Raw genomic sequence first — 23,200 nt, forward strand, 5'->3', positions numbered from 1 at the left:
TCCTTCCAGGACAGCAACGGCGACGGCATCGGGGACCTGAAGGGCATCACCGCCAAGCTCGACTACCTCCAGTGGCTCGGCGTGGACTGCCTCTGGCTGCCGCCCTTCTTCAAGTCCCCCTTACGCGACGGCGGTTACGACGTCTCCGACTACACGGCGGTGCTGCCGGAGTTCGGTGACCTGGCGGACTTCGTGGAGTTCGTCGACAGCGCCCACCAGCGCGGGATGCGCGTCATCATCGACTTCGTCATGAACCACACCAGCGATCAGCACCCGTGGTTCCAGGCCTCGCGCACCGACCCCGAAGGACCCTACGGCGACTACTACGTCTGGGCCGACGACGACAAGCAGTACGGCGACGCCCGCATCATCTTCGTCGACACCGAGGCCTCCAACTGGACCTTCGACCCGGTCCGCAAGCAGTACTACTGGCACCGCTTCTTCTCCCACCAGCCCGACCTCAACTACGAGAACCCGGCCGTCCAGGAAGAGATCATCTCCGCCCTGCGCTTCTGGCTCGACCTCGGCATCGACGGCTTCCGACTCGACGCCGTCCCCTACCTCTACGCCGAAGAGGGCACCAACTGCGAGAACCTCCCCCGCACCCACGACCTCCTCAAGCGGGTGCGCGCGGAGATCGACGCCCACTACCCCGACACCGTCCTGCTCGCCGAGGCCAACCAGTGGCCCGAGGACGTGGTCGACTACTTCGGGGACTACGAGAAGGGCGGGGACGAGTGCCACATGGCGTTCCACTTCCCCGTCATGCCGCGCATCTTCATGGCGGTGCGGCGTGAGTCCCGCTACCCCGTCTCCGAGATCCTGGCGAAGACGCCGGCGATCCCGGCGGGCTGCCAGTGGGGCATCTTCCTGCGCAACCACGACGAGCTGACCCTGGAGATGGTCACCGACGAGGAGCGCGACTACATGTACGCGGAGTACGCCAAGGACCCGCGCATGCGCGCCAACATCGGCATCCGCCGCCGCCTCGCCACCCTCCTGGACAACGACCGCAACCAGATCGAACTCTTCACCGCCCTGCTGCTGTCCCTGCCGGGCTCGCCGATCCTCTACTACGGCGACGAGATCGGCATGGGCGACAACATCTGGCTCGGCGACCGCGACGCGGTCCGCACCCCGATGCAGTGGACCCCCGACCGCAACGCGGGCTTCTCCTCCTGCGACCCCGGCCGCCTCTACCTCCCCACGATCATGGACCCGGTCTACGGCTACCAGGTCACCAACGTCGAGGCCTCCATGTCCTCGCCCTCCTCGCTCCTGCACTGGACCCGCAGGATGATCGAGATCCGCAAACAGAACCCCGCCTTCGGCCTGGGCACCTACACCGAACTCCCCTCCTCCAACCCCGCCGTCCTCGCCTTTCTCAGGGAAGCGCCGCCGACGGAGGAGGAAGGGGACGACCTCGTGCTGTGCGTGCACAACTTCTCGCGGTTCGCCCAGCCCACCGAACTGGATCTCCAAGCCTTCAACGGACGCCATCCCGTCGAGCTGATCGGCGGGGTGCGCTTCCCGGCCATCGGCGACCTGCCGTACCTCCTGACCCTCGCGGGGCACGGCTTCTACTGGTTCCGGCTGCGCCAGGAACCGGCGTAGGCTCCGGCCGCGCGAGGCCCGCGCGGGGGCGGTTTCCCCCGCCCCGCCCCGGGCACCCAACGCAGACCGGCACCCCCGCACACTGACCTGTCCGCCACGCGGAAGGACGCGACGTCATGTCGGAAGCCGCCACCCGCCCCAACGCCCACGCCACCGCGCTGCTCGCCTCGCTCGACCCGCTCCTGCGCGAGTGGCTGCCGCGGCAGCGCTGGTTCGCCGGGAAGGGCCGCCCCATCAGCGGCTTCGAGCCGGTGGCGGTGACGGAACTCCTCCCGCGCAGTTCCCCGACGGGCCTGCTGCACCTGCTCCTGCGGGTCCACCAGCCGCCCGGCTCCGGGCAGGACCCCGGCCCCGAGGGCGCGTCGGCCGGGGGGCCCGGCGACTGCTACCAGTTGCTCATCGGCGTACGCCGCCCCCTGCCGCCCCAGCTCGCCGGCGCCTTCATCGGCCACGTCACCGAGGGACCGCTCGCCGGACACACGGTGTACGAGGCGCTGCACGACCCCCGGCTCGCGGCGCTGCTCCTCGAACGGCTGCGGATGCCGGGGCGGCACGGACCGCTCCGCTTCGAGCGCGACATGGACGTGGAGATACCCAGCGGCCTCGCGCCCCGCCCGCTCAGGGCCGAGCAGTCCAACTCCTCGGTGATATACGGAGATACGTTTATCCTGAAGCTGTACCGCCGTGTCGTGCCCGGCACCAACCCCGACCTGGAGCTCCCGCTCCACCTCGCCCGGCAGGGCTGCGCGCGGGTGCCCGCGCCCGCCGCCTGGTTCTTCGCCGACCTCGGCGCCGGCCCCGGCACGGCGGACGAGGAGTGCGGGCTCGGTGTGCTCCAGCCCTATCTCGCCGCCGCCGAGGACGGCTGGGAGCTGGCCCTGCGCATGCTCGCCAAGGGTGAGTCCTTCACCGACGAGGCACGGGCGCTCGGCCGCGCCACCGCCGAGGTGCACGCGGCACTCGCCGCCGCGCTGCCCACCGTCACCCTGGGCCGGGCCCAGGTGGAACAGCTGGCCGACGCCATGGCGGACCGCCTCGACGCCACCGCCCGGGCGGTGCCCGCGCTGCGGCCGTATGCCCCGGGGCTGCTCACCGCCTTCGAGGCGCTGGCCGACCTGGGTGGCGAGGGCCAGTCGTGGACCGCCCAGCGTGTCCACGGCGACCTGCACCTGGGGCAGTGCCTGCGCTCCCCCGAAGGCGGCTGGTCGCTCATAGACTTCGAGGGCGAGCCCGCACGCCCGCTCGCCGAGCGCAGGCTCCCGCAGCCCACGGCCCGTGACATCGCGGGCATGCTGCGCTCCTTCGACTACGCGGCCTGCTCCACCGAACCCTGGGCCCCCGCGTGGGCCACCGACTGCCGGGCCGCGTTCTGCGTGGGCTACGCCGACGTCTCGGGCCGCGACCCGCGCACCGACCCCGTGCTCCTGCGGGCCCACGAGACCGACAAGGCGGTCTACGAAGTTCTCTACGAGGCCCGCCACCGCCCCGGCTGGCTCCGGGTCCCGCTGGCCGCCGCCCGCCGCCTCGCCGGGACCGGTTCCGCCGACGACGCCCTTTGACCGCTCCTTCCCAGGAGGCTCCTCCAGTGACCCGCCGTCCCCGCAAACCGTCCGACGAGACCGCCGCGCGGCCGTCCGGCCCCAGGCCCCCCGAAGAACCGCAGGCCCACGAGGGCGCACCGGCGCCGGGCGGGGCGAGCCCCGATGCGGCGGGCGCGAGGGCCGCCGAGCCCGCGGACGCCCCCGAGCCCGGGAAGCGCGCGAAGGCCACCCCGGCCGCCGGGGCCGCCAAGGCCGTCGGGGCCGCCGCCAAGAAGGCGACGCCCGCCAAGGCCGTGCGGAGCGCCGAGCCGGCGAAGCCCCCGAAGGCCGCCAAGCCCGTGAAGAAGGCCGCGGCCGGGCGGCCCGCGAAGCCGGTGCCCGCCGCCCGCACGGAGAGCGTGCCCCCGGCCCGGACGCGCTCCGTGCCCGCCGCCAGGGCCGAGTCCGTCCCCGTCGCGGGTCCCGCGCCCGTCGCCGCCTCGCCCGTCCCGCACGAGGACCGCGTACGCCTGCTCGACGGCACCCACCACGATCCGCACGGCGTGCTCGGCGCGCACCCCGTCGCCGGTGGCATCGCCTTCCGCGCCCTGCGGCCCTACGCCAAGGCCGTCCGGGTGGTCGCCGACGATCTCAGGGCCGAGCTGCGCGACGACGGCGAGGGGTTCTTCTCCGCGGTGCTCCCGCTGCCTGCCGCGCCCGACGACTACCGGCTGCACATCACCTACGAGGACGCCGAGCACGTCACCCACGACGCGTACCGCTTCCTGCCCTCGCTCGGCGAGTTCGACCTGCATCTGATCGGCGAGGGACGGCACGAACGGCTGTGGGACGCGCTCGGGGCGCGCCCGATGGTGCACCAGGGCGCGGCCGGCACCCGCTTCACCGTGTGGGCGCCGAACGCCTGCGGGGTGCGGGTCGTCGGCGGCTTCAACTACTGGGACGGCACCGGTTTCCCGATGCGGTCGCTCGGCGGCAGCGGGGTCTGGGAGCTGTTCGCGCCGTCCGTCGGCGAGGGCGAGCTGTACAAGTTCGAGATCACCCGTCCCGACGGCTCCAAGACGCTGCGCGCCGACCCGCTGGCCCGCCGCACGGAGACGCCGCCCGCGAACTCCTCGGTCGTGTACGAGTCGCACCACGAGTGGCACGACCAGGACTGGCTGGCGCGCCGCGCCGAACGGCCGGCCCACGAGGCGCCGTTCTCCGTCTACGAGGTGCACCTCGCCTCCTGGCGGCCCGGCCTCACCTACCGGCAGCTCGCCGAGCAGCTCCCCGCCTACGTGTCCGACCTGGGGTTCACGCACGTCGAGCTGATGCCCGTCGCCGAGCACCCCTTCGGCGGCTCCTGGGGCTACCAGGTCACCGGGTTCTACGCGCCCACGGCCCGCCTCGGCACCCCCGACGACTTCAAGCACCTCGTCGACGCGCTGCACCGCGCCGGGATCGGCGTCCTGATGGACTGGGTGCCCGCGCACTTCCCGCGCGACGACTGGGCCCTCGCCGAGTTCGACGGGCGGCCCCTGTACGAGCACGAGGACCCGGCGCGGGCGGCGCACCCCGACTGGGGCACCCTGGAGTTCGACTACGGCCGCAACGAGGTGCGCAACTTCCTCGTGGCGAACGCGAGTTACTGGTGCGAGGAGTTCCACATCGACGGCCTGCGCGTCGACGCGGTCGCCTCGATGCTCTACCTCGACTACTCCCGCGAGGAAGGGCAGTGGACCCCCAACGAGCACGGCGGCCGGGAGAACCTCGACGCGGTCGCCTTCCTCCAGGAGATGAACGCCACCGTCTACCGCCGCTGCCCCGGCGTCGTCACGATCGCCGAGGAGTCCACCGCCTGGGACGGCGTGACCCGGGCCACCCACCACCTGGGTCCCGGCGCCCCGAACAGTCCGGCACGCGGCGGGCTCGGTTTCGGCCTGAAGTGGAACATGGGGTGGATGCACGACTCCCTCGGCTACATGGCGAAGGAGCCGGTGCACCGCAAGTACCACCACAACGAGATGACGTTCTCGATGGTGTACGCCTACAGCGAGAACTACGTCCTGCCGATCTCGCACGACGAGGTCGTGCACGGCAAGCGGTCACTGGTCTCCAAGATGCCGGGCGACTGGTGGCAGCAGCGCGCGGGCCACCGCGCCTACCTCGGCTACATGTGGGCCCACCCCGGCAAGCAGCTCCTGTTCATGGGCCAGGAGTTCGCCCAGGGCGCGGAGTGGTCGGAGAACCACGGCCCCGACTGGTGGCTGCTCGACCCGGCGTACGGCGCCGAGCCCGACCACCGGGGCGTACGGGACCTCGTACGCGATCTGAACACGGTGTACCGGCGTGAGGGCGCCCTGTGGCAGCGCGACACGGACCCCGGCGGCTTCGCCTGGGTGGAGGGCGACGCCGCCGAGGACAACGTCCTCGCCTTCCTCCGCTACGACGAGGCGGACGAGCCGCTGCTCGCCGTCTCCCACTTCGCCCCGGTGGTGCGGCACGCCTACCGGCTCGGGGTGCCGGACGGGTTCGGGGCCTGGCAGGAGGTCCTGAACACCGACGAGGCCCGCTACGGCGGCGGCGACGTCACCAGCCCCGACCCGCTGAAGCCGGAGCCGGTGGCGTCGCACGGCCGTCCCGCGTCCCTGCGCCTGACCCTGCCGCCGCTGGCCACGGTGTGGCTCAGGCCGGTCTGAGAGCGCGGGCTCCGGGCTACGCGAGCCGCTTGAGCGCGACCGGCAGCTCCTCGGCGTACAGCACGCCGAGGCGCTGCGTGGCCCGGGTCAGGGCCACGTAGAGGTCGCTCGTGCCGTAGCGGGCGGGCTCGACGACCAGGACCGTGTCGAACTCCAGGCCCTTCGCCTGACGCGGATCGATCAGCACGACCGGCCGCGTCAGGTCCAAGGCCTCCCCGGCCGTCACTCCGGGGAGCTGTGCGGCGAGCTCCGGGTGGAGCTCGCGGGGCGCGATCACCGCGAGGCGGCCCTCGTCCGCCGCCTCGGCGGCCACCGCTTCGGCCACGGCGGCGGCGAGGTCGTCCGCGCGGCGCGCCCAGGGGCGTATCCCCGTGGACCGCACGGAGCTGGGCGGCCGGAAGTCCGGCCGCGCCACACGCGGCACCTCCGCCGCCACGTCCATGATCTCCACGGGCGTGCGGTAGTTGACGCCGAGCCGGGTGTACTCCCAGCGGTCCTCGACGTACGGCGCGAGGATCGTCTCCCAGGAGCCGCAGCCGCCGGCCTCCGCGGTCTGCGCCGGGTCGCCGACCAGCGTCATCGAACGGGTCGGGCTGCGCCGCATGAGCAGTCGCCACGCCATGGCGGAGAGCTCCTGCGCCTCGTCGACGATGATGTGGCCGAACGCCCAGGTGCGGTCGGCCGCCGCGCGCTCGGCGGCGCTGCGGTGGTCGGCCTCCTCCTGCCGCTCGGCCATCCGCTCGGCGTCGATGATGTTGTGCGCGAGGAGGACCTCGGCGTCGTCCTCGTCCTTGTCCTCGAACTCGTACGTCCGCGAGGCCCGGGAGACGTCGAGGACGCCCTGCGCGTACGCGATCTGTTCCGCCCGGTGGGCCTCGGCGAGCGCCCGCTCGGCGCTGTCGTCGTGCCCGAGCAGCTCGGCGGCCTCGTCGAGCAGCGGGACGTCGGCGGGCGTCCAGGCCGCGCCGCGCGGGCGTCGGATCGCCGCCGCGTCGGCCTCGCCGAGGCCCGTCGGCTCCTCCAGGTAGTCGGTGACGAAGCCCTGCGGGGTCAGCGTCGGCCACAGCTCCTCGATCGCCGCGCGGACCTCCCCGCTGGCCGCGACGCCCTTGCCGAGCTGGGCGATGTCGTCGGGGCCGAGGAAGTTGGGGCCGCCGTAGGGGTCGGCGCCGATGCGGTCGGCGAGCTGAGCGGTGAGCGCGTCGATGACGTGGAAGGCGAAGTAGGGGCGGCCGAGGTTGTGCGGGACGTCGGCCGCGCGGGCCGCCTCGCGCGCCGCGTCGGCGATCGTCCAGTCCAGGATCAGGTCGCCGTCGTCGTGCTCGATGACCCTCGGTTCGCCCGGTTCGGGGGTCCGCTGCCGGTCGCGGACCGCCGCGGCGAGGACGTCCGCCATCTCCGCGCGGCCCTTCACCTCGGCCGCCGCCGGGCTGTCGGCGCCGGTCGCCGTGACGCCGGGGAACAGCTCGCCGACCGTGGAGAGCAGCACCCCGGTCTCGCCGAGCGCGGGCAGCACCTCGCTGATGTAGCTGAGGAAGGCGGGGTTCGGGCCGACGATCAGGACCGCGCGCTTGGCGAGGAGCTCGCGGTGCGCGTAGAGCAGGTAGGCGGCGCGGTGCAGCGCCACGACGGTCTTGCCGGTGCCGGGGCCGCCCTCGACGACCATGACGCCGCGGTGCGGGGCGCGGATGACGCGGTCCTGCTCGGCCTGGATGGTCTGCACGATGTCGTGCATACGGCCGGTGCGCGCCGAGTCGAGCGCGGCGAGCAGCACCTCGTCGGCGTCGGCGCCCTCGTGTCCGGTGCGGCGGGTGTCGCCGAGATCCAGGATCTCGTCGTGCAGGGCGGTGACCTCGCGGCCCTCGGTGGTGATGTGCCTGCGTCTGCGCAGGCCCATCGGCGTATGGCCGGTCGCGAGATAGAAGGGGCGCGCGACATCGGCGCGCCAGTCGATCACCAGCGGGGTGCGCTCGGTGTCCGACGCGCGAATTCCGATACGCCCGATGTGGTGGTCGCGGCCGTCGCGGAATTCGAGTCTGCCGAAGCAGAGCCCGTTCTCCCCCGAGTCGAAGGCGGCGAGCAGCCCGGACTGCTCCGCCACCGAGACGTCCCGCTCAAGGCGCGCCTGGTATCCGGTTCCGACCTGCGCCAACGACGTCCGCACCGCGGCCTCGGCCTCCTCGCGCAGCGCGTCCAGGCGCGCGTAAAGACCGGAGACGAATTGCTGCTCTTCCCGCAATTCCTCGCTTGACAATTCAGCCCCTTGCCCGTTACAGTGCTCTTATAGATATTCCGCTGAGGTCGCCACGCCTGAATCGACAGTTCATCGATCGGGCAAATAGGCAGAGCTTCGCGAAAGAATCCACTATACGCAGGGAAACACCCCGGACGTCAATTCGTCCGGGGTGTTCTCGCGTTTCCCGTGTGCTGCCGCGCGTCGTGCGCTGTCCCGCCTCCCCGTGCACGGCGGTGGTTCTCAGAGCACGTCGGCCAGGTCGGCGAGCAGCTTCCGCTTGGCCCGCGCGCCCACCATCTGCTTCACGGGCTCACCCTTCCGGAACACGATCATGGTCGGCGCCGAGAGCACCCGGTAGGCGATCGCGGCCTCCGGGCTCCGGTCCACGTCCAGCTGGAGGATCTTGATCCGGTCCGCCTCCTCGCGCGCCAGCTCACTGAGCACCGGCGCCAGCTGCCGGCACGGCCCGCACCAGTCCGCCGTGAACTCCACCAGCACCGGGCGGTCTGCCTCCCGCAGCACCTCCGCCTCGAAATCCGCGTCCGTCACCTCGGCCACGCCTGCTGCCCTCACTGCCGCCACTCTCCTCATCCCGTCAGTTCACACCGCGGCTCGGGGCCGCCTTCGAGCGCCGCCTCGGCGCGCACGAGCTGCGCCCCCACCTGCTCCCGCACCGCGTTCAACTCACCGATCAGCGCGTCCAGTTCGGTGAGCTTGCGGCGGTACACGGCGAGCGAAGCGGGGCAGGAGTCGCCCTCCGGGTGACCGGAGCGCAGACACTCCACGAAGGGCCGCGTCTCCTCCAGATCGAACCCGAAGTCCTGCAGGGTCCTGATCTGTTCGAGGAGCCGCACGTCGTCCTCGTCGTACGTGCGGTAGCCGTTGCCGGTGCGCCGGGCGGGCAGCAGCCCGCGGGACTCGTAGTAGCGCAGCGTCCGCGTGGTCGTCCCCGCGCGCGCCGCGAGCTCGCCGATTCGCATGGCCCGACGGTAGTCCTTGACGTCGGCGTCAAGGCCAGCCCTCCGCTACACCGCGGCTTTGAGGGCCGCCCGCAGCCAGTCGTCGGCCGCGCCCGGCGTCGGCTCCGGCGGCCCGGTCCGGGGGCGGGTGACCTCGGCGGTGAGCTGCCAGTAGCGGTCGAGACGCGGCTCGGCGGCGAGCATGCGGTGCAGGCCGCGGCGGAAGTCGGCGCTGTCGCGGGCGTTCAGGGCGGCGGCGTGGACGGCGACGAAGCAGTCGAGCGCCTCGCCGCCGTGGGGCGAGCGCCCCGCCCTGAGCTGCGCCGCCGCGAGTTCGAAGGCCTCGGGCAGGCCTTCGTAGAGCACGGCGGGCCGGTACCCCTTGCCCGGCAGGTGCACCTCGGGCTGATCACGGCCGCGCTCCGGGTGTCCGAGGCCGGGGCAGGGCCCCGAGACGAACGCGTGCAGCCGCGCGAAGGCGAGCACCTGGGCCGGGCTCGGGTCGTCGGGGAGCCGCGGGACCGCCTGTTCGACGACGGTGGAGACCACGCGGGCCGGCATCCGCGCGGGCAGCCAGCGCCGCCAGAACCGGGCGAGCGCGGCCGTGCTCGGCGGCGTGCCGAGGGCGCCGACCAGGCGCAGCCGTTCGGCGCGCTCCTCGGGGGCGCAGTCGTGCAGCAGCCGGAGCGCGGCCTCGCGCCAGCGCAGCGCGGTCAGCCGGGTGCCGACCTCGCGCAACTGCCCCTCGACGACGTCCTCCAGCGCGTCCCGCCCGTCGAGGACCCGCCCCACCTCCGCCACCGGCAGGTCCAGGGCGCGCAGGGACCGGATGAGGCGCAGCCGGTCGAGCGCGTCGGGCCCGTAGCGGCGGTGGCCGCCGCCGCTGCGTGCGGCCTCGGGCAGCAGTCCCTGGTCGGAGTAGAAGCGGACGGTCTTCACGGTGACGCCCGCCTCCTCGGCGAGCCGGCCGATGCTCCACAGGCCGTCGGGACCGAAGCCCGCGCCGCTGTCCTCCGCCCTCATGCCTTGAACCTCCCTCAGAGGGAGTTCTTAGCGTACGGGCGCAAGCGGCGGTCCGGAGGGCCGGGCCGCGCGGAGGAGGGGTTCGGGTCTGGGCTCGCGTACGGGCTCACGTCCGGGCTCACACAGGAGGAGGAATCATGACGGCGTTCGTGCTGGTGTCGGGTGGTTACACGGGGGGCTGGCTCTGGCGTGACGTGGCCGAACGGCTGCGCGGGTCGGGGGCGGAGGCGCAAGCGGTGACGTTGACGGGCCTCGGCGACCGGCGCCACTTGGCGGGGCCCGGGGTGGACCTGGAGACGCACATCGAGGACGTCGTCCAGACGATCGACCACGTCGAGGCGGACGAGGTCGTCCTCGTCGGCTACTGCTACGGCATCTATCCGTCCGCGGGCGCCGCCGACCGGCGGCCCGACCGCATCGCCCGGCTCGTCCACCTGGACTCGCCGCTGCCACAGGACGGCTACTCCATGCTCGACCAGGTGCGCGAGCTGATGCCGCCCTCGCCGGCCCGCGAGCGGACGCTCGGCATGCCGGAGCGGGCCGAGGACGGCTGGCGCATCCCCGCGCCGACCCGCGCGGAGTGGCTGGAGAACGGGAACCTCGCGGGCGTCTCCCCCGAAGCCCTCGACCGGCTGGCGCGCCTGTCCTCGCCGATGCCGCTGGGCCCGTGCACGCAGAAGCTGCGGATCTCGGAGAAGGTCGCCGCGCTGGCGACGACGGGGATCTTCTGCACCACCGGCGGCACGGCGGACATCGCCGCGCTCGAAGCACTGGTGGCGTCGGGCCTGCCGATGGTGCAGCACCTCACGGACCCACGGGCGACCTTCTTCGAACTGGCCACCGGGCACTGGCCGATGCTGTCCGTGCCCGATGAGCTGTCCGGCGTCCTGCTGAGCGCGGCGGCGGGCGAGGGCCGCCGGCTCGGCACGGCTTGATGGGGAGTGCCGGGGCGCGGGGGCTCGGGGGTGTGCTGGGGTGCGGGTGATGGGCCGGTGTGCTGGACGGGCTGATTGTGCCGGCGTGCGTCAGCTCTGCTTGTCGTAGGTGAGGAAGATCGTGCCGCTGTCGAGGAGTACGACGTCCGTGCGCTCGTAGCGCACCGGCTCGAAGGGCGTCTTCTGTGAGAACAGGGGTGTGCCCGAACCCAGCGTCAGCGGCCCGACCTTGACGACGAGACGGTCGATCTCGTCCCGCAGCACCCCGGCCAGCTCGCCGCCGCCGCAGAGCCAGATGTCCTTGCCGTCCTCGCGCTTGAGCTCCCGCACCTTCTCGACCGGGTCGGAGGCGACGAGTTCGACGCCGGGGTCGGGGCTCTCGGTCAGGGTGCGGCTGAAGACGAGGTGCCGCAGGTGGGGGTAGGCGTTGGGCAGCCCGGCGTCCACGCCGATCATGTACGTCCTGCGTCCCTCCAGGACCGTGTCGAAGTGCGTCCCCTCGGCGGTGACGCCGAGGGCCTCCCTGGCCGGGGCCGGCAGGGTCTCCGGGTACGTCTCCGCGAGGTGCTTGACGTAGTCCTGGCCGACCGGCCAGAAGCCGTCGGGGCCGGTCGGGTCGGAACCGTCCGGCCCGGCGATGAACCCGTCGACACTGACGGCGATGAAGTAGACGAGCTTTCGCATGGGGGCTCCCTCGTAACACTCCGATTGAAGTGGTGTGACCGTAGTACTTCACTTGGAGTGGTGTCAACAGGCTTCTGGCACGGCGGCCTGCGTCGCCCCCCCCCGGGGGGCAGGCCGTCGGTACGGCGGCGCTGCGCCGACCGGGCAGGCTGTCGGCTCGCGGCGCGCTGGGCCGCCGGAAGGGGTGTCGGCCGGAGGGCACCGCGTCGTCCGGCAGGCTGTCGGCACGCCGGCCACCGCTCCGGCCGGGCGGGCTGTCGGGACGTCAGGCACCGCGCCGCCGGACAGGTATTCGGCCCGCCGACCGCTGCGCCACTGCGCCACTGCGCCACTGCGCCGCTGGGCCACTGGGCCACTGGGCCACTGGGCCACTGGGCCACTGGGCCAGGCTTTCGGCATGACGGCCACCGCACCACCGGCCATCCGTGCCGCCCCGCTTGCCGCTCGGGCTACGCCCGCGAGCCGAGCGTCCACCGCTTTCGCTGCGACCCGCGAGATCCAGTCGCCAGCCGCAAGCGACGCCGCCGCCCTGAGTGGAGCCGTGCGCGACCAAGAGCCCCACGGCTCCTCACTTCTCCTGCGGCCGTCGACCGGGGTCGGCGCCCGTGACGCATGTCGTCCGGGGCGAGAACACGTGACGGCGCGCAGCGCGGGGCGATGCGGGGCTGCTACCGCCGCCCCCCGGGACATCAGCAGCGGACCATGCCCGGCCCTGCCGTGACAGCGGCACCGGAACCGTCCTCGCGCCGAGGGCCACGCACCGACAAGACTCGTGAGCGCCACCGCACTCGCCCGCCGCGCAATGCCTCGCGGTGCTTCGGTGGGCCGGGGGCGGGGACGGCCTCGCTGGGCCGGTGGCCCCACGGCCCGCTACGTGTCCGCGCGGTACAGCTTGATCTCGCGGTTCACGAAGAGGTGCACATAGCCGCACCGCCAGCAGATCAGCCCGGTCGCCGTCTCGTCGGCCCAGGCCAGCTTCATGAACTCCATGCCGAAGCTGTTCAGCTTCACGTCCCGTTCGCGGAACCTCTCCGAGCCGCAGACCTGGCAGTTGATCCACATCTCCCCGATGGCGGCCTTCACCGGCTTGGCGGCCATGGCTCTCCCCGTCCCTCGGCTGTCCCCGTCACCGACGGCGCTGGTCATACGCCGACGCCCCGAGGCTACCCGGGGCGTCGGTCATGATCCTGCGGTGGTGTCAGCTCTGCGGCTGCGGCTCGGCCGCCTTCCGGGGCGCGGGCTCGTCCGAGGTCTCCGGAGCCGTCTCGTCCCGCCCCTTCCGGGGCAGCAGCACCGCGACGAGCACCGTGCCGACGCCGAGGATCGCCGCGCCGACCAGGCTGGTGTGGGAGACGGCGTCGGAGAACGCCGAGCCGACCGCGTCGGCCATCTTGTGGGCGCCCTGCGCCAGTTGCTCGGCCTGGCCCTTCAGTTGGGCCGCCTGCTGCTGCGAGCCGGCGTGGGCCGCCTTCTCGGCCGTCGCGCGGGCCTGGTCGCCGATGCCCTGGGCCACCGCGTAACCGGCGCCCACCGAGTCCTGCGCGGTGTCCAGCGTGCCGTCGGGCAGCTTGGCGCCGGAGGCCTTCGCCGCGTCCGCGAGGTTCGAGGAGTACGAACTGGCCAGCACCGAGCCGAGGATGGCGATGCCGAGCGAGCCGCCGAGTTCGAGGGACGTGTCGTTGACCGCGCCGCCGACGCCGAGTTCCGACTCGGGGAACGCGCCCATGATCGCGTCGGTGCAGGGCGAGAGCGCCAGGCCGATGGCGAGGCCGAGAACGATCAGCGGGGCCACGAAGTCCCCGTACGTGGACCCGGCGTCCACCTGCGTGAGCAGCGCGAGCGCCACCGTGCCCGCGACCATGCCCGCCGACACGGTGATCTTCATGCCGATGCGCGGGGTGAGGAAGCCGGTCAGCGCCGAGCCGACGAAGACCGCGCCCGCGAGCGGCAGCATGCGCGTGCCGGTCTCCAGCGGGTTGTAGCCGAGGACGAACTGCAGGTGCTGCGTGAGGTAGTAGAACGCGCCGAAGACCGCGAGGAAGAACAGCGCCACCGCCAGGTTCGAACCCGCGAAGCGGCGGTCGAGGAAGCGGCGGACGTTCAGGATCGGGTGCGGGTGGCGCAGCTCCCAGCCGACGAAGGCCAGCAGGCCGACGCCCGCGACGACCGCCGCCGAGATCGCCTTGGCGTCCCAGCCGAAGTGCGGGCCCTGGATGATCATGTAGATCAGCGCGCCGGTCCAGACGACGGAGAGCAGGCCGCCGACGTAGTCGATCCGGTTGGAGTGCCCGGCCTTGGACGGCGGGATGAGCACGAAGGCGCCGAGGATGGCGAGGACGGCCACCGGCACGTTGATCAGGAAGGTCGACGCCCAGCCGTGGTCCTCCAGGAGCGCGCCCGCGACCAGCGGGCCCGCCGCGATCGCGAGGCCGGCGGTGGCGGTCCACAGAACGATGGCCTTGGCCCGCTCCGCGCGCGGGAACGTCGCCGCGAGCAGGGACAGCGTGGCGGGCATGATCATCGCCGCGCCGAAGCCCATCACGGCGCGGGCCGCGATGACCCCCGTGGAGCTGTCGACGAGGGAGCCCGCGACCGATCCGGCGCCGAAGACGACGAGGCCGAGGACGAGCGCGCCGCGACGGCTGTACTTGTCGCCGATCGCGCCGAGCAGCAGCATCAGCGCCGCGTACGGGACGGTGTAGCCGTCGATGACCCACTGGAGGTCGGAGCTGGAGAGGCCGAGGTCCTTGGTCATGTCGGGCGCCGCCACGGTCAGCGCCGTGTTCGCCATGACGATGATCAGCAGACTCAGGCAGAGCACCCCCAGCGCCCACCAGCGGCGCCCGTACGGCTGCTCCATCTTCTCGACCGGTTGCTTCATGACGAGCGCCACCGAAGCCTCACCCTTTCGACCCTGTTCCCTGCGGATGTTTCGTCTGTCGCGCGCCTGCGCAGCCGTCGCGCGGCCGTTCCGCCATCGCGTTCTCGCACAGCCGGCGCGCGCTTGCACAGCGCTGTGCAAATACACACCATTGTGCAAGTTACGCCATTGCACACCAGTGTGCAAAATCGGTACGGGACGGGCCGCCCCGAGCCGCGTGCAGAATGGAGGCCATGAGCCGAGCCGACGCCAACCGCCGCCGCATCCTGGAGGTCGCCCTCGCCGAGCTCCTCCGCGATCCGGAGGCGTCGATGGACCAGATCGCGCGGGCCGCGGGCGTCGTGCGCAGGACCGTGTACGGCCACTTCCCCAGCAGGGAGGCGCTGATCGGCGCGCTCATCGACGGCGCCGTGGAGGACGTCGCCGCGGCCCACGCCTCGGGGCGGTCGCGGTCGGACGACCCGGCCGAGTCGCTCGCGCACTCCATGGTCGCCGTCTGGGAGATCGCCGACGGCTACCGCCTGCTCGTCGCCCTCGCGCAGCGCAGCGTCGCGATGGAGGGCATCCGGCAGCGCCTCGCCCCGGTGCGCGAGCAGTGCGTGAACGTGCTGCGGCAGGGCCTCGACGACGGGTCGTTCACCTCGTCGCTGCCGCCCGCCGCCCTCGCGTACGTCCATGAGCAGCAGCTCTTCGGCCTGATGGAGGCCGTCAACGACGGTCTCCTTCCCCCCGCGGACGCGGGCCGGGCCGCCGCGTCGACCGCCCTGTTCTCGGCGGGCGTCCCCGCGGCGCGGGTGCGGGAGATCATCACGGCGCTGACCTAGCCCGCCCCCGGCCACCCGAAGCCCGACACTCGGACCCCGGACACACGAAGCCCCCACACGCGAAGCCCGGACACACCGAAAGCGGGGCGCCGCCCGCGACACGGCAGCACATCGGCTGCTGCGTCGCGGGCGGCGCCCCGCGGGGGATGCGGGGCCGGCTACACCTTCGCCGGCTCCTTGCCGCCCTCGCCCCGCGGCTCCGGCGCGGCGGCGGGCCGCTGCGCGGCCACCGGCTCGGGGCCGTGTCCGTCGTCGATCAGCGTCCGCTCGTCGAAGGGCAGCTCGCCCGCGAGGACCGCCGCGACCCGCTCCTTGTCGACCTCCTTGGTCCAGGTGCCGATCAGCAGCGTGGCCACCGCGTTGCCCGCGAAGTTGGTGAGGGCGCGGGCCTCGCTCATGAAGCGGTCGACGCCGATGATCAGGCCGACACCGTCGACGAGGGCGGGCTTGTGGGACTGCAGGCCGCTCGCGAGGACCGCGATGCCCGAGCCGGAGACGCCCGCCGCGCCCTTGGACGCGATCATCATGAAGAGCAGCAGCGAGATCTGCTCGCCGATGCCGAGCGGCTGACCCATGGCGTCGGCGATGAAGAGCGAGGCCATGGTCAGGTAGATCATGGTGCCGTCGAGGTTGAACGAGTAGCCGGTCGGGACGGTGATGCCGACGACCGGACGGCTGACCCCGAGGTGCTCCATCTTCGCGATGAGCCGCGGCAGCGCGGACTCCGACGAGGAGGTGGACAGGATCAGCAGGAACTCACGGCCCAGGTACTTGAGCAGCTTCAAGAGGTTGACCCCGGTGATGACCCTGACCAGCGTGCCGAGCACGACCAGGATGAACAGCGCGCAGGTGACGTAGAACCCGATCATGATCGTGGCGAGCGCCTTCAGGGCGTCCACGCCGGTCTCGCCGATGACGGCGGCCATCGCGCCGAACGCGCCGATCGGGGCGGCCCACATGATCATGCCGAGTACGCGGAAGACCAGCTTCTGGATGTGCTCGATGCCGCGCAGGACGGGCTCGCCGGAGCGGCCCATGGCCTGGAGGGCGAAGCCCACGAGCAGGGCCACGAGGAGCGTCTGGAGCACCTCGCCCTCGGTGAAGGCGGAGACGAGCGTCTTCGGGATGATGCCGAGCGCGAAGTCGACGAGGCCCTCGTTCGCCTCGTCGGCGGCCGTGTGGCCCGCGCCCTTCACCGACTCGGTGAGGTCCATGCCCGAACCCGGGTGCAGGATGTTGCCGACGAGCAGGCCGATGGCGAGCGCGACGACGGACATCGCCATGAAGTAGGCGAGCGCGAGCCCGCCGACCTTGCCGACCTTGGCGGCCTTGCGGACCGAACCGACGCCGAGCACGATCGTGCAGAAGATGATCGGCGAGATCATCATCTTGATCAGGTTCACGAAGCCGGTGCCGACCGGCTTGAGCTCCTTGGCGAAGTCCGGCCAGATGAAGCCGACGGCGATGCCGAGCAGCACGGCGCCGATGACGGCGATGTAGAGGTAATGCGTGCGGTCCCGCTTGACGGCGGGTGCCTTCTGCGGGTCGGCCGTGCTGGTCACGGGGGCCCTCCTTGAACGACGACGTCGGCGTTGGTGGTGCCTGGTGGCGCCTGCGGTGCGTGCGGCTCACGTCCTGGGGCGGTGTACCTCGGCGATGCCCTCACCGATGTCTCATCGGTGTCCCGGGGATCCCGGCGACTATCTCCCGGCCTGTGTGTCCGGTCACGCTTGCGTTCATTTAGTTCGCACTTATACGACCCTCGGTTCACTGATGCACCGCCGGCCCCTCGGGCCCGGGCGTACGCCGGCCGCACCGGAGAGCCGGCCGCGCGGGGCCGCCGCGCCGATACGATCACTTGTACGAAGAGGCAGACTTGCACCATGTCCCGCACCCGTCCGACCGGCCGCAGCCGCCTTCCGCGCAGCCTGGCGGGCCAGCTCTTCGCCATGCAGATCGTGCTGGTGACCGCCGTGGTCGCGGGGTGCGCGCTCTTCACGTATCTGAGCGACAAGCACCAGGCCGAGGAGGGCGCGCGCAACCAGGCCACCGCGGCGGCCCGCGCGGTCGCGGACTCCCCCTCGGTACGGGAGGCCATCGCCGGCGACGACCCGTCGGCGCGGCTCCAGCCGTACGCGGCCCGGGTGCAGCGGCACACCGGCGTCGACTTCGTCACGATCATGGACCCGCGGGGCATCCGCTGGACCCACCCCGACGAGCGGCGCATCGGCGAGCGCTTCCTCGGCCACACGGCGGACGCGCTGCGCGGGAAGACGTTCTCGGAGACGTACACCGGCACGCTCGGCCCGTCCGTGCGGGTGGTCACGCCGATCAGGGCGGGCGACACCGATGAGGGGCGGATCGTCGGGCTCGTCAGCGCCGGCATCACCATCGAGGAGATCACCGCCAAGGCGCGCGGCCAGCTCCTGGCGCTGCTCGGCGTCGCGGCGGCGGCGCTCGTCATCGGCGGCATCGGCACGTACGTCATCAACGCCCGGCTGCGGCGCAGCACCCACGGCATGAACGCCACCGAGCTGAGCCGCATGCACGACTACCACGAGGCGGTGCTGCACGCGGTGCGCGAGGGACTGCTGATGCTGGACGGGCAGCGGCGGGTCGCCCTCATCAACGACGGCGGCCGGGAGCTGCTCGGCGTCCGAGGCGACCCCGTCGGGCGCAACGTCGCCGAGCTGGGGCTGCCCGTGCCGCTCACGGGGGCGCTCCTGGCCTCCGAGCCGCGGGTGGACGAGCTGCATCTGACCGCCGACCGCCTGGTCGTCGTCAACACCTCCCCCGTGACGGGCGGCGAACGCCGGGGCACGGTGGTCACCCTCCGTGACCACACGGAGCTCCAGGCCCTGGCGGGCGAGCTGGACTCGGAGCGGGGCTTCACCCGGGCGCTGCGCTCGCAGGCCCACGAGGCCGCCAACCGGCTGCACACGGTGGTGTCCCTGATCGAGCTGGGCCGCGCCGACGAGGCCGTCGACTTCGCCACCGCCGAACTGGAACTGGCGCAGGCGCTGACCGACCAGGTGGTGGCCGCGGTGAGCGAACCGGTCCTCGCGGCGCTGCTCCTCGGCAAGGCCGCGCAGGCCAACGAGCGCGGGGTCGAACTCGTCGTCTCCGACGACAGCAGCATCGACGACGGCATGCTCCCGGCGGGCCTCTCCGCCCGCGACCTGGTCACCGTCCTCGGCAACCTCATCGACAACGCGGTGGACGCGGCCCAGGGCTCACCGTCGGCCCGCGTCACGGTGACGGCCCGCGCCGACGGCCGCGGCCTCCTCCTGCGCGTCGGCGACACGGGCCCCGGGGTGCGCCCCGCCGAACGGGAGTCGGTCTTCGAACGCGGCTGGTCCACCAAGGCGGCGACGGGCCGGGGCCTTGGCCTGGCCCTGGTCCGCCAGACGGTGGCGAGGAACGGCGGCGACCTGGCGGTGCGGGAGTCGCCCGAGGGAGGAGCCGAGTTCGAGGTGACCCTGCGGACACCCGCCGGGCCCACCCCCGCCCGGCACCGCCCGGCCGCCGGGCCCCGGGACGACGCGGCGGAAGCCGCGGAGACCGACGGAGAGCCGTACGGAGAACGGTGCGGAGACCGGGAGGGAGACGGAGCGATGGGAGCACGCGACGGCGACGGGGAGAGATCCGGGCCGGAGCCCGGAGCCCACCGGCCCGGAGGCCGGGCCGGCACGGAGGCCGCCGCGAAGCCCGGCGGCAGCGGCGCCCGCGGAGGTGCGCGGTGATCCGCGTGCTCGTCGTCGAGGACGACCCCGTGGCCGCCGACGCGCACGTCCTCTACGTCAACCGTGTGCCCGGCTTCGAGGCCATCGAGCGGCCCGCCCACTCCGCGGCCGAGGCCCGCCGCACCCTCGAACGCACCCAGGTGGACCTGATCCTCCTCGACCTGCACCTCCCCGACGGGCACGGGCTCCAGCTCGCCCGTTCGCTGCGCGCCACCGGGCACCCCACGGATGTCATCGCGGTGACGTCGGCCCGCGACCTCGCCGTGGTCCGCGAGGGCGTGTCGCTCGGCGTCGTCCAGTACGTCCTGAAGCCCTTCACCTTCGCCACTCTCCGCGACCGCCTCACCCGGTACGCGGAGTTCCGCACGGCCGCCGCCGAGGGCGAGGCCACCGGCCAGGACGAGGTGGACCGCGCCCTCGCCACGCTGCGCGCGCCCGGCCCCGCCGCCCTGCCGAAAGGGCTCAGCGGGCCCACCCTGGAGCGCGTCGTCCGCACCCTGCGCGACGCTCCCGAGGGCCTGACGGCCACCGCTGCGGCCGAGACGGCGGGGCTCTCCCGCATCACCGCCCGCCGCTACCTGGAGCACCTGGTCGACACCGCGCGCGCCGCCCGGAGCCCCCAGTACGGCCATGTCGGACGCCCCGAACTGGTGTACCGCTGGCTGCCCTCGGGGGAGTGAACCGGCGCGCCTCCAAGCGGCGGCACAGGCATTGACCTTGCTCGGAGCACGCCCTTACGTTCACCGGGCAGAGTCCCGCGCGGCGACCCGGCCGCGTCGGCCCGTAGGAGGTCGTGCCCGTGCGCCCCACCCACCGCCCACTGCTCCTCGCCGCCGCCACCCTGCTCACCGCCGGCGCCCTCTCCGCGTGCGGCGGTGGCTCCGGCGACGACCCCGACACCGTGAAGATCTCGTACAAACAGTCCACGGACAACGAGATCAGGGTCATGGACACCTATCTCGCGGACATCAAGAAGCAGTTCGAGAAGGCCAACCCCGGCAAGAAGGTCAAACTGGTGCCGATCAAGGCGCCGGACGCGGAGTACTACACCAAGCTCCAGCAGATGCTGCGCTCCCCCAAGACCGCCCCGGACCTGGTCTACGAGGACACGTTCCTCATCAACTCGGACATCACCAGCGGCTACCTGAAACCGCTCGACCCCTACCTCGCCAAGTGGAAGGACTGGGATCAGTTCATCGACACGGCCAAGACGGCGGCGAAGGCCGCGGACGGGAAGACGTACGGGGTGCCCGACGGCACCGACACGCGCGGCCTGTGGTTCAGCAGGTCCATCTTCGAGAAGGCGGGGCTCCCCGCGGACTGGCAGCCGAAGAACTGGGACGAGATCCTCGACGCGGCCCGCACCATCAAGAAGAAGGTCCCCGGAGTCACCCCCCTCAACGTCTACACCGGCAAGCCCGTCGGCGAGGCCGCGTCCATGCAGGGCTTCGAGATGCTGGCGTACGGCACCGGCGAGGACCCGCTGTACGACCCGGAGGCGAAGAAGTGGGTCACGGGCAGCAAGGGCTTCAAGGACTCCCTCGCCTTCGTGGAGACCGTCTTCAAGGAGAAGCTCGGCCCCGACGTCTCCGACGCCCTCGACCCCAACTTCCCCACCCGCGTCCGCGGTGAACTGCTGCCCGAGGACAAGCTCGGCATCAATCTCGACGGCTCCTGGCTGCCGCAGGACTGGGGCGAGGGCGCGGGCCACGAGTGGCCCGAGTGGTCGAAGAAGCTGGGCCTCGCGCACATGCCGACGCAAGCCGGCCAGGCCCCCGGCAAGGTGAGCATGTCCGGCGGCTGGACCTGGGCGATCCCCTCCAAGGCGGACAACCCCGACCTGGCCTTCACGTTCATCGAGACGATGCAGACGAAGGCCAACGCCAAGAAGTGGTACGTGGCCAACTCCGGCATCGCGGTCCGCGAGGACGTCGCGGCCGACCCCTCGTACGTGAAGGCGCAGCCCGGCATCGAGTTCTTCACCGACCTGGTCGCCTCGACCCACTACCGGCCGGCGTATCCCGCGTACCCGAAGGTCTCCACCGCCATCCAGGAGGCGATGGAGTCGGTGACGACCGGCGACGCCTCGGTGGCGGACGCGGCGCGCGGCTACGACGAGGAGGTCGAGTCGGCGACGGACGGCGAGGTCATCGAGAAGTAGCACCCCGCCCGGCCCGCAGCGCGCCGCCCGGTGGGCGCGCCCCCATGCCGATGAGTGCCGGTACCAGAGAGCGAGTGCCCGTACGTGACCACCGCACCCCCCGCGGGCCCGGGTGGCGTCGTCAAGACGCCACGGGGCCCCGACCTCCCGCCGCCCGCCCGCCGCTCGGCTCCCCGCGCCCGGCGGGGCCTGCTCAGGGCCCTGCCGGTCTCTCCCGCCGTCGTCCTCCTGGCGCTGTTCATGGCCGGGCCGATCGGCTACTGCGCGTACATCGCCTTCACCGACCTCCAGTTGACCGGCCAGGCCGAGTCCAGCTTCATCGGATTCGACAACTTCCGTGAGGCGTTCGGCGACGAGCGGTTCCTCAACGCCGTCTGGCTCACCCTCGTCTTCACCGTCCTGTCCTCGCTGATCGGCCAGAACACCCTCGGTCTCGCCCTCGCCTCGCTCATGCGGCGCGCGTCGAAGCCGGTGCGCACGGTGACGGGGGCCGTCGTCATCACGGCGTGGGTCCTGCCGGAGGTGGTCGCGGGCTTCCTCCTGTACGCGTTCTTCCGCCGCGAGGGCACGTTGAACGCGGTCCTGGACTTCCTCCACCTGCCGTCCCAGAACTGGATGTTCACGCTGCCGATCCTGGCGGTCTCGTTCGCCAACGTCTGGCGGGGCACGGCCTTCTCGATGCTGGTCTACTCCGCGGCCCTCAACGAGATCCCCAAGGAGATCACCGAGGCCGCGGAGGTCGACGGCGCGGGCGGCTGGCGCCGCATGTGGCACATCACGCTGCCGATGATCCGCCGCTCGATCGGCACGAACCTCATGCTCAACACCCTCCAGACGCTCTCCGTCTTCGGCCTGATCTGGGTGATGACGCGCGGCGGCCCCGGCAACCGCAGCCAGACGCTGCCGCTGTTCATGTACGAGCAGGCCTTCCAGAAGAGCATGATCGGCTACGGCACCGCCGTGGCCCTGCTCCTCCTCGTGGTCGGCTCGCTGTTCTCCCTCGTCTACATGCGCCTGCTGCGTACGGAGGTCTGAGTGCCCGTCACCAAGAGCGCCGGCGGCGCCAGGGCTCCGCGCACCCCGCGCTCGCGCCGCAGGAAGCACCGCCTCGCGGCCGACGCGGGCCTCCTCGTCGTGGCGGCCGCGTTCGTGCTGCCCCTCGCCTGGGTCGTCCTGTCCTCCGTCGACCCGAAGGCGGACCTGCGGGTACGGCTCCCGGACAGCCTGACCCTGGACAACTACGACAAGGTCCTCACCCCGGAGATCACCTTCACCCCGCTCCTGAACAGCTTCCTGCTGTGCGGCGGCGGCACCCTGCTCACGGTGGTCTGCTCGGCCCTCGCCGCCTACCCCCTCTCCCGCTACCGGTCCCGCCTCAACCGCCCCTTCATGCTGACGATCCTCTTCGCGACGAGCCTGCCGATCACGGCGATCATGGTGCCGGTGTACGCCCTGTTCGTGCAGGTCGACCTGATCGACACCATGCAGGGCACGATCTTCTTCTTCGCCGCGTCCCAGCTCCCCTTCGCCATCTGGCTGATGAAGAACTTCATGGACGGCGTGCCGAAGGAGCTGGAGGAGGCGGCGTGGACGGACGGCGCGTCGTCCTTCCAGTCCCTGCTGCGGATCGTCCTGCCGCTGATGGGCCCCGGAGTGGCGGTGGTGACCGTCTTCTCCTTCGTCATGATGTGGGGCAACTTCTTCGTCCCCTTCATGCTCCTGCTCACCCCGGAGCAGATGCCGGCGTCGGTCAGCATCAACGACTTCTTCGGCAACAAGGGCACCGTGGTCTACGGCCAGCTCGCCGCGTTCTCCCTCCTCTACTCGACGCCGGTGATCCTCCTGTACGTCCTGATCTCGCGCCGTCTGGGCGGCGGCTTCGCACTCGGCGGCGCGGTGAAGGGCTGAGGCCCGCCGTTAG

At 72.2% G+C, this 23,200-nt stretch carries 18 protein-coding genes; 10 read left to right on the forward strand and 8 right to left on the reverse strand.

The window, feature by feature from the left end:
- The 3 genes from treS to glgB form a co-directional block, all read left to right on the forward strand.
- On the forward strand, positions 1-1,614 hold a 1,614-nt coding region (gene treS / locus DCW30_RS12590; protein ID WP_129299893.1), incomplete at its 5' end, for a maltose alpha-D-glucosyltransferase.
- A 116-nt stretch (positions 1,615-1,730) separates the two neighbouring features.
- Positions 1,731-3,173, forward strand: a complete 1,443-nt coding sequence (locus DCW30_RS12595) for a maltokinase N-terminal cap-like domain-containing protein (RefSeq protein WP_062774194.1) — start codon at positions 1,731-1,733, stop codon at positions 3,171-3,173.
- A 26-nt stretch (positions 3,174-3,199) separates the two neighbouring features.
- Positions 3,200-5,833: a 1,4-alpha-glucan branching enzyme gene (gene glgB / locus DCW30_RS12600; protein ID WP_079249995.1), complete on the forward strand. Its 2,634-nt coding sequence runs from the start codon at positions 3,200-3,202 to the stop codon at positions 5,831-5,833.
- Between the two features lie 16 nt (positions 5,834-5,849).
- Here glgB and DCW30_RS12605 read toward each other — a convergent pair whose 3' ends face one another.
- The 4 genes from DCW30_RS12605 to DCW30_RS12620 all read right to left on the reverse strand — a co-directional run bounded on the left by DCW30_RS12605 (position 5,850) and on the right by DCW30_RS12620 (position 10,051).
- A complete protein-coding gene (locus tag DCW30_RS12605; RefSeq protein WP_076684394.1) occupies positions 5,850-8,087 on the reverse strand; it encodes a HelD family protein in 2,238 nt (745 codons plus the stop codon).
- Positions 8,088-8,309: 222 nt separating this feature from the next.
- On the reverse strand, positions 8,310-8,660 hold the full coding sequence (gene trxA / locus DCW30_RS12610) for a thioredoxin (RefSeq protein ID WP_076684395.1): 351 nt from the start codon (positions 8,658-8,660) through the stop codon (positions 8,310-8,312).
- Positions 8,657-9,049: a MerR family transcriptional regulator gene (locus DCW30_RS12615; protein ID WP_062774186.1), complete on the reverse strand. Its 393-nt coding sequence runs from the start codon at positions 9,047-9,049 to the stop codon at positions 8,657-8,659. The genes trxA and DCW30_RS12615 overlap by 4 nt, the downstream gene beginning before the upstream one ends.
- A gap of 45 nt (positions 9,050-9,094) precedes the next feature.
- On the reverse strand, positions 9,095-10,051 hold the full coding sequence (locus DCW30_RS12620; protein ID WP_076684396.1) for a MerR family transcriptional regulator: 957 nt from the start codon (positions 10,049-10,051) through the stop codon (positions 9,095-9,097).
- Positions 10,052-10,188: 137 nt separating this feature from the next.
- On the opposite strand from DCW30_RS12620, the gene DCW30_RS12625 reads away from it, so the two are divergent.
- On the forward strand, positions 10,189-10,986 hold the full coding sequence (locus DCW30_RS12625; RefSeq protein ID WP_076684397.1) for an alpha/beta fold hydrolase: 798 nt from the start codon (positions 10,189-10,191) through the stop codon (positions 10,984-10,986).
- Positions 10,987-11,076: 90 nt separating this feature from the next.
- On the opposite strand, the gene DCW30_RS12630 is transcribed toward DCW30_RS12625, so the two are convergent.
- From DCW30_RS12630 to DCW30_RS12640, 3 genes are all read right to left on the reverse strand, one after another.
- Entirely contained in the window at positions 11,077-11,670 is a 594-nt protein-coding gene (locus DCW30_RS12630) for a dihydrofolate reductase family protein (RefSeq protein ID WP_076684398.1), read from the reverse strand.
- 870 nt (positions 11,671-12,540) lie between these two features.
- Positions 12,541-12,768, reverse strand: coding sequence for a hypothetical protein (locus DCW30_RS12635; protein WP_076684399.1), 228 nt, complete (start codon positions 12,766-12,768; stop codon positions 12,541-12,543).
- A gap of 100 nt (positions 12,769-12,868) precedes the next feature.
- On the reverse strand, positions 12,869-14,563 hold the full coding sequence (locus DCW30_RS12640; RefSeq protein WP_076684400.1) for an MFS transporter: 1,695 nt from the start codon (positions 14,561-14,563) through the stop codon (positions 12,869-12,871).
- 221 nt (positions 14,564-14,784) lie between these two features.
- Between DCW30_RS12640 and DCW30_RS12645 the strand changes: the two genes are divergently transcribed.
- Entirely contained in the window at positions 14,785-15,375 is a 591-nt protein-coding gene (locus DCW30_RS12645; protein ID WP_232626841.1) for a TetR/AcrR family transcriptional regulator, read from the forward strand.
- Between the two features lie 158 nt (positions 15,376-15,533).
- Here the strand turns inward: DCW30_RS12645 and DCW30_RS12650 are convergent, their stop codons facing one another.
- Positions 15,534-16,937: a cation:dicarboxylate symporter family transporter gene (locus DCW30_RS12650; RefSeq protein WP_076684405.1), complete on the reverse strand. Its 1,404-nt coding sequence runs from the start codon at positions 16,935-16,937 to the stop codon at positions 15,534-15,536.
- Between the two features lie 321 nt (positions 16,938-17,258).
- Here DCW30_RS12650 and DCW30_RS12655 point away from each other — a divergent pair, with 321 nt between their 5' ends.
- From DCW30_RS12655 to DCW30_RS12675, 5 genes are all read left to right on the forward strand, one after another.
- Positions 17,259-19,118 carry a sensor histidine kinase gene (locus tag DCW30_RS12655; protein ID WP_079249996.1) on the forward strand — a complete coding sequence of 620 codons (1,860 nt, stop codon included), beginning with the start codon at positions 17,259-17,261 and terminating at the stop codon, positions 19,116-19,118.
- Positions 19,115-19,798 (forward strand): response regulator, encoded by a 684-nt coding sequence (locus DCW30_RS12660; RefSeq protein ID WP_062774169.1) that lies wholly within the window; start codon positions 19,115-19,117, stop codon positions 19,796-19,798. Before DCW30_RS12655 ends, DCW30_RS12660 begins: the two co-directional genes overlap by 4 nt.
- A gap of 119 nt (positions 19,799-19,917) precedes the next feature.
- The gene (locus DCW30_RS12665) at positions 19,918-21,279 is read left to right on the forward strand and encodes an extracellular solute-binding protein (protein WP_076684407.1); all 1,362 of its coding nucleotides are present in this window, start codon (positions 19,918-19,920) and stop codon (positions 21,277-21,279) included.
- 84 nt (positions 21,280-21,363) lie between these two features.
- Complete coding sequence (locus tag DCW30_RS12670) at positions 21,364-22,314, forward strand: carbohydrate ABC transporter permease (RefSeq protein WP_076684410.1); 951 nt, start codon at positions 21,364-21,366, stop codon at positions 22,312-22,314.
- Positions 22,315-23,187, forward strand: a complete 873-nt coding sequence (locus DCW30_RS12675) for a carbohydrate ABC transporter permease (RefSeq protein ID WP_076684412.1) — start codon at positions 22,315-22,317, stop codon at positions 23,185-23,187.
- Positions 23,188-23,200 lie beyond the last annotated feature (13 nt).

Origin of the sequence: Streptomyces alfalfae (genome assembly GCF_004127445.1) — a bacterium.
GTDB classification, from domain to species: Bacteria; Actinomycetota; Actinomycetes; order Streptomycetales; family Streptomycetaceae; genus Streptomyces; species Streptomyces alfalfae.

Coding starts and splice junctions, on each gene's coding strand:
- DCW30_RS12595 (WP_062774194.1), top strand. CDS start 1,731: ATGTCGGAAGCCGCCACCCGCCCCAACGCCCACGCCACCGCGCTGCTC.
- trxA (WP_076684395.1), bottom strand. CDS start 8,660: ATGAGGAGAGTGGCGGCAGTGAGGGCAGCAGGCGTGGCCGAGGTGACG.
- DCW30_RS12615 (WP_062774186.1), bottom strand. CDS start 9,049: ATGCGAATCGGCGAGCTCGCGGCGCGCGCGGGGACGACCACGCGGACG.
- DCW30_RS12620 (WP_076684396.1), bottom strand. CDS start 10,051: ATGAGGGCGGAGGACAGCGGCGCGGGCTTCGGTCCCGACGGCCTGTGG.
- DCW30_RS12625 (WP_076684397.1), top strand. CDS start 10,189: ATGACGGCGTTCGTGCTGGTGTCGGGTGGTTACACGGGGGGCTGGCTC.
- DCW30_RS12630 (WP_076684398.1), bottom strand. CDS start 11,670: ATGCGAAAGCTCGTCTACTTCATCGCCGTCAGTGTCGACGGGTTCATC.
- DCW30_RS12635 (WP_076684399.1), bottom strand. CDS start 12,768: ATGGCCGCCAAGCCGGTGAAGGCCGCCATCGGGGAGATGTGGATCAAC.
- DCW30_RS12645 (WP_232626841.1), top strand. CDS start 14,785: ATGAGCCGAGCCGACGCCAACCGCCGCCGCATCCTGGAGGTCGCCCTC.
- DCW30_RS12655 (WP_079249996.1), top strand. CDS start 17,259: ATGTCCCGCACCCGTCCGACCGGCCGCAGCCGCCTTCCGCGCAGCCTG.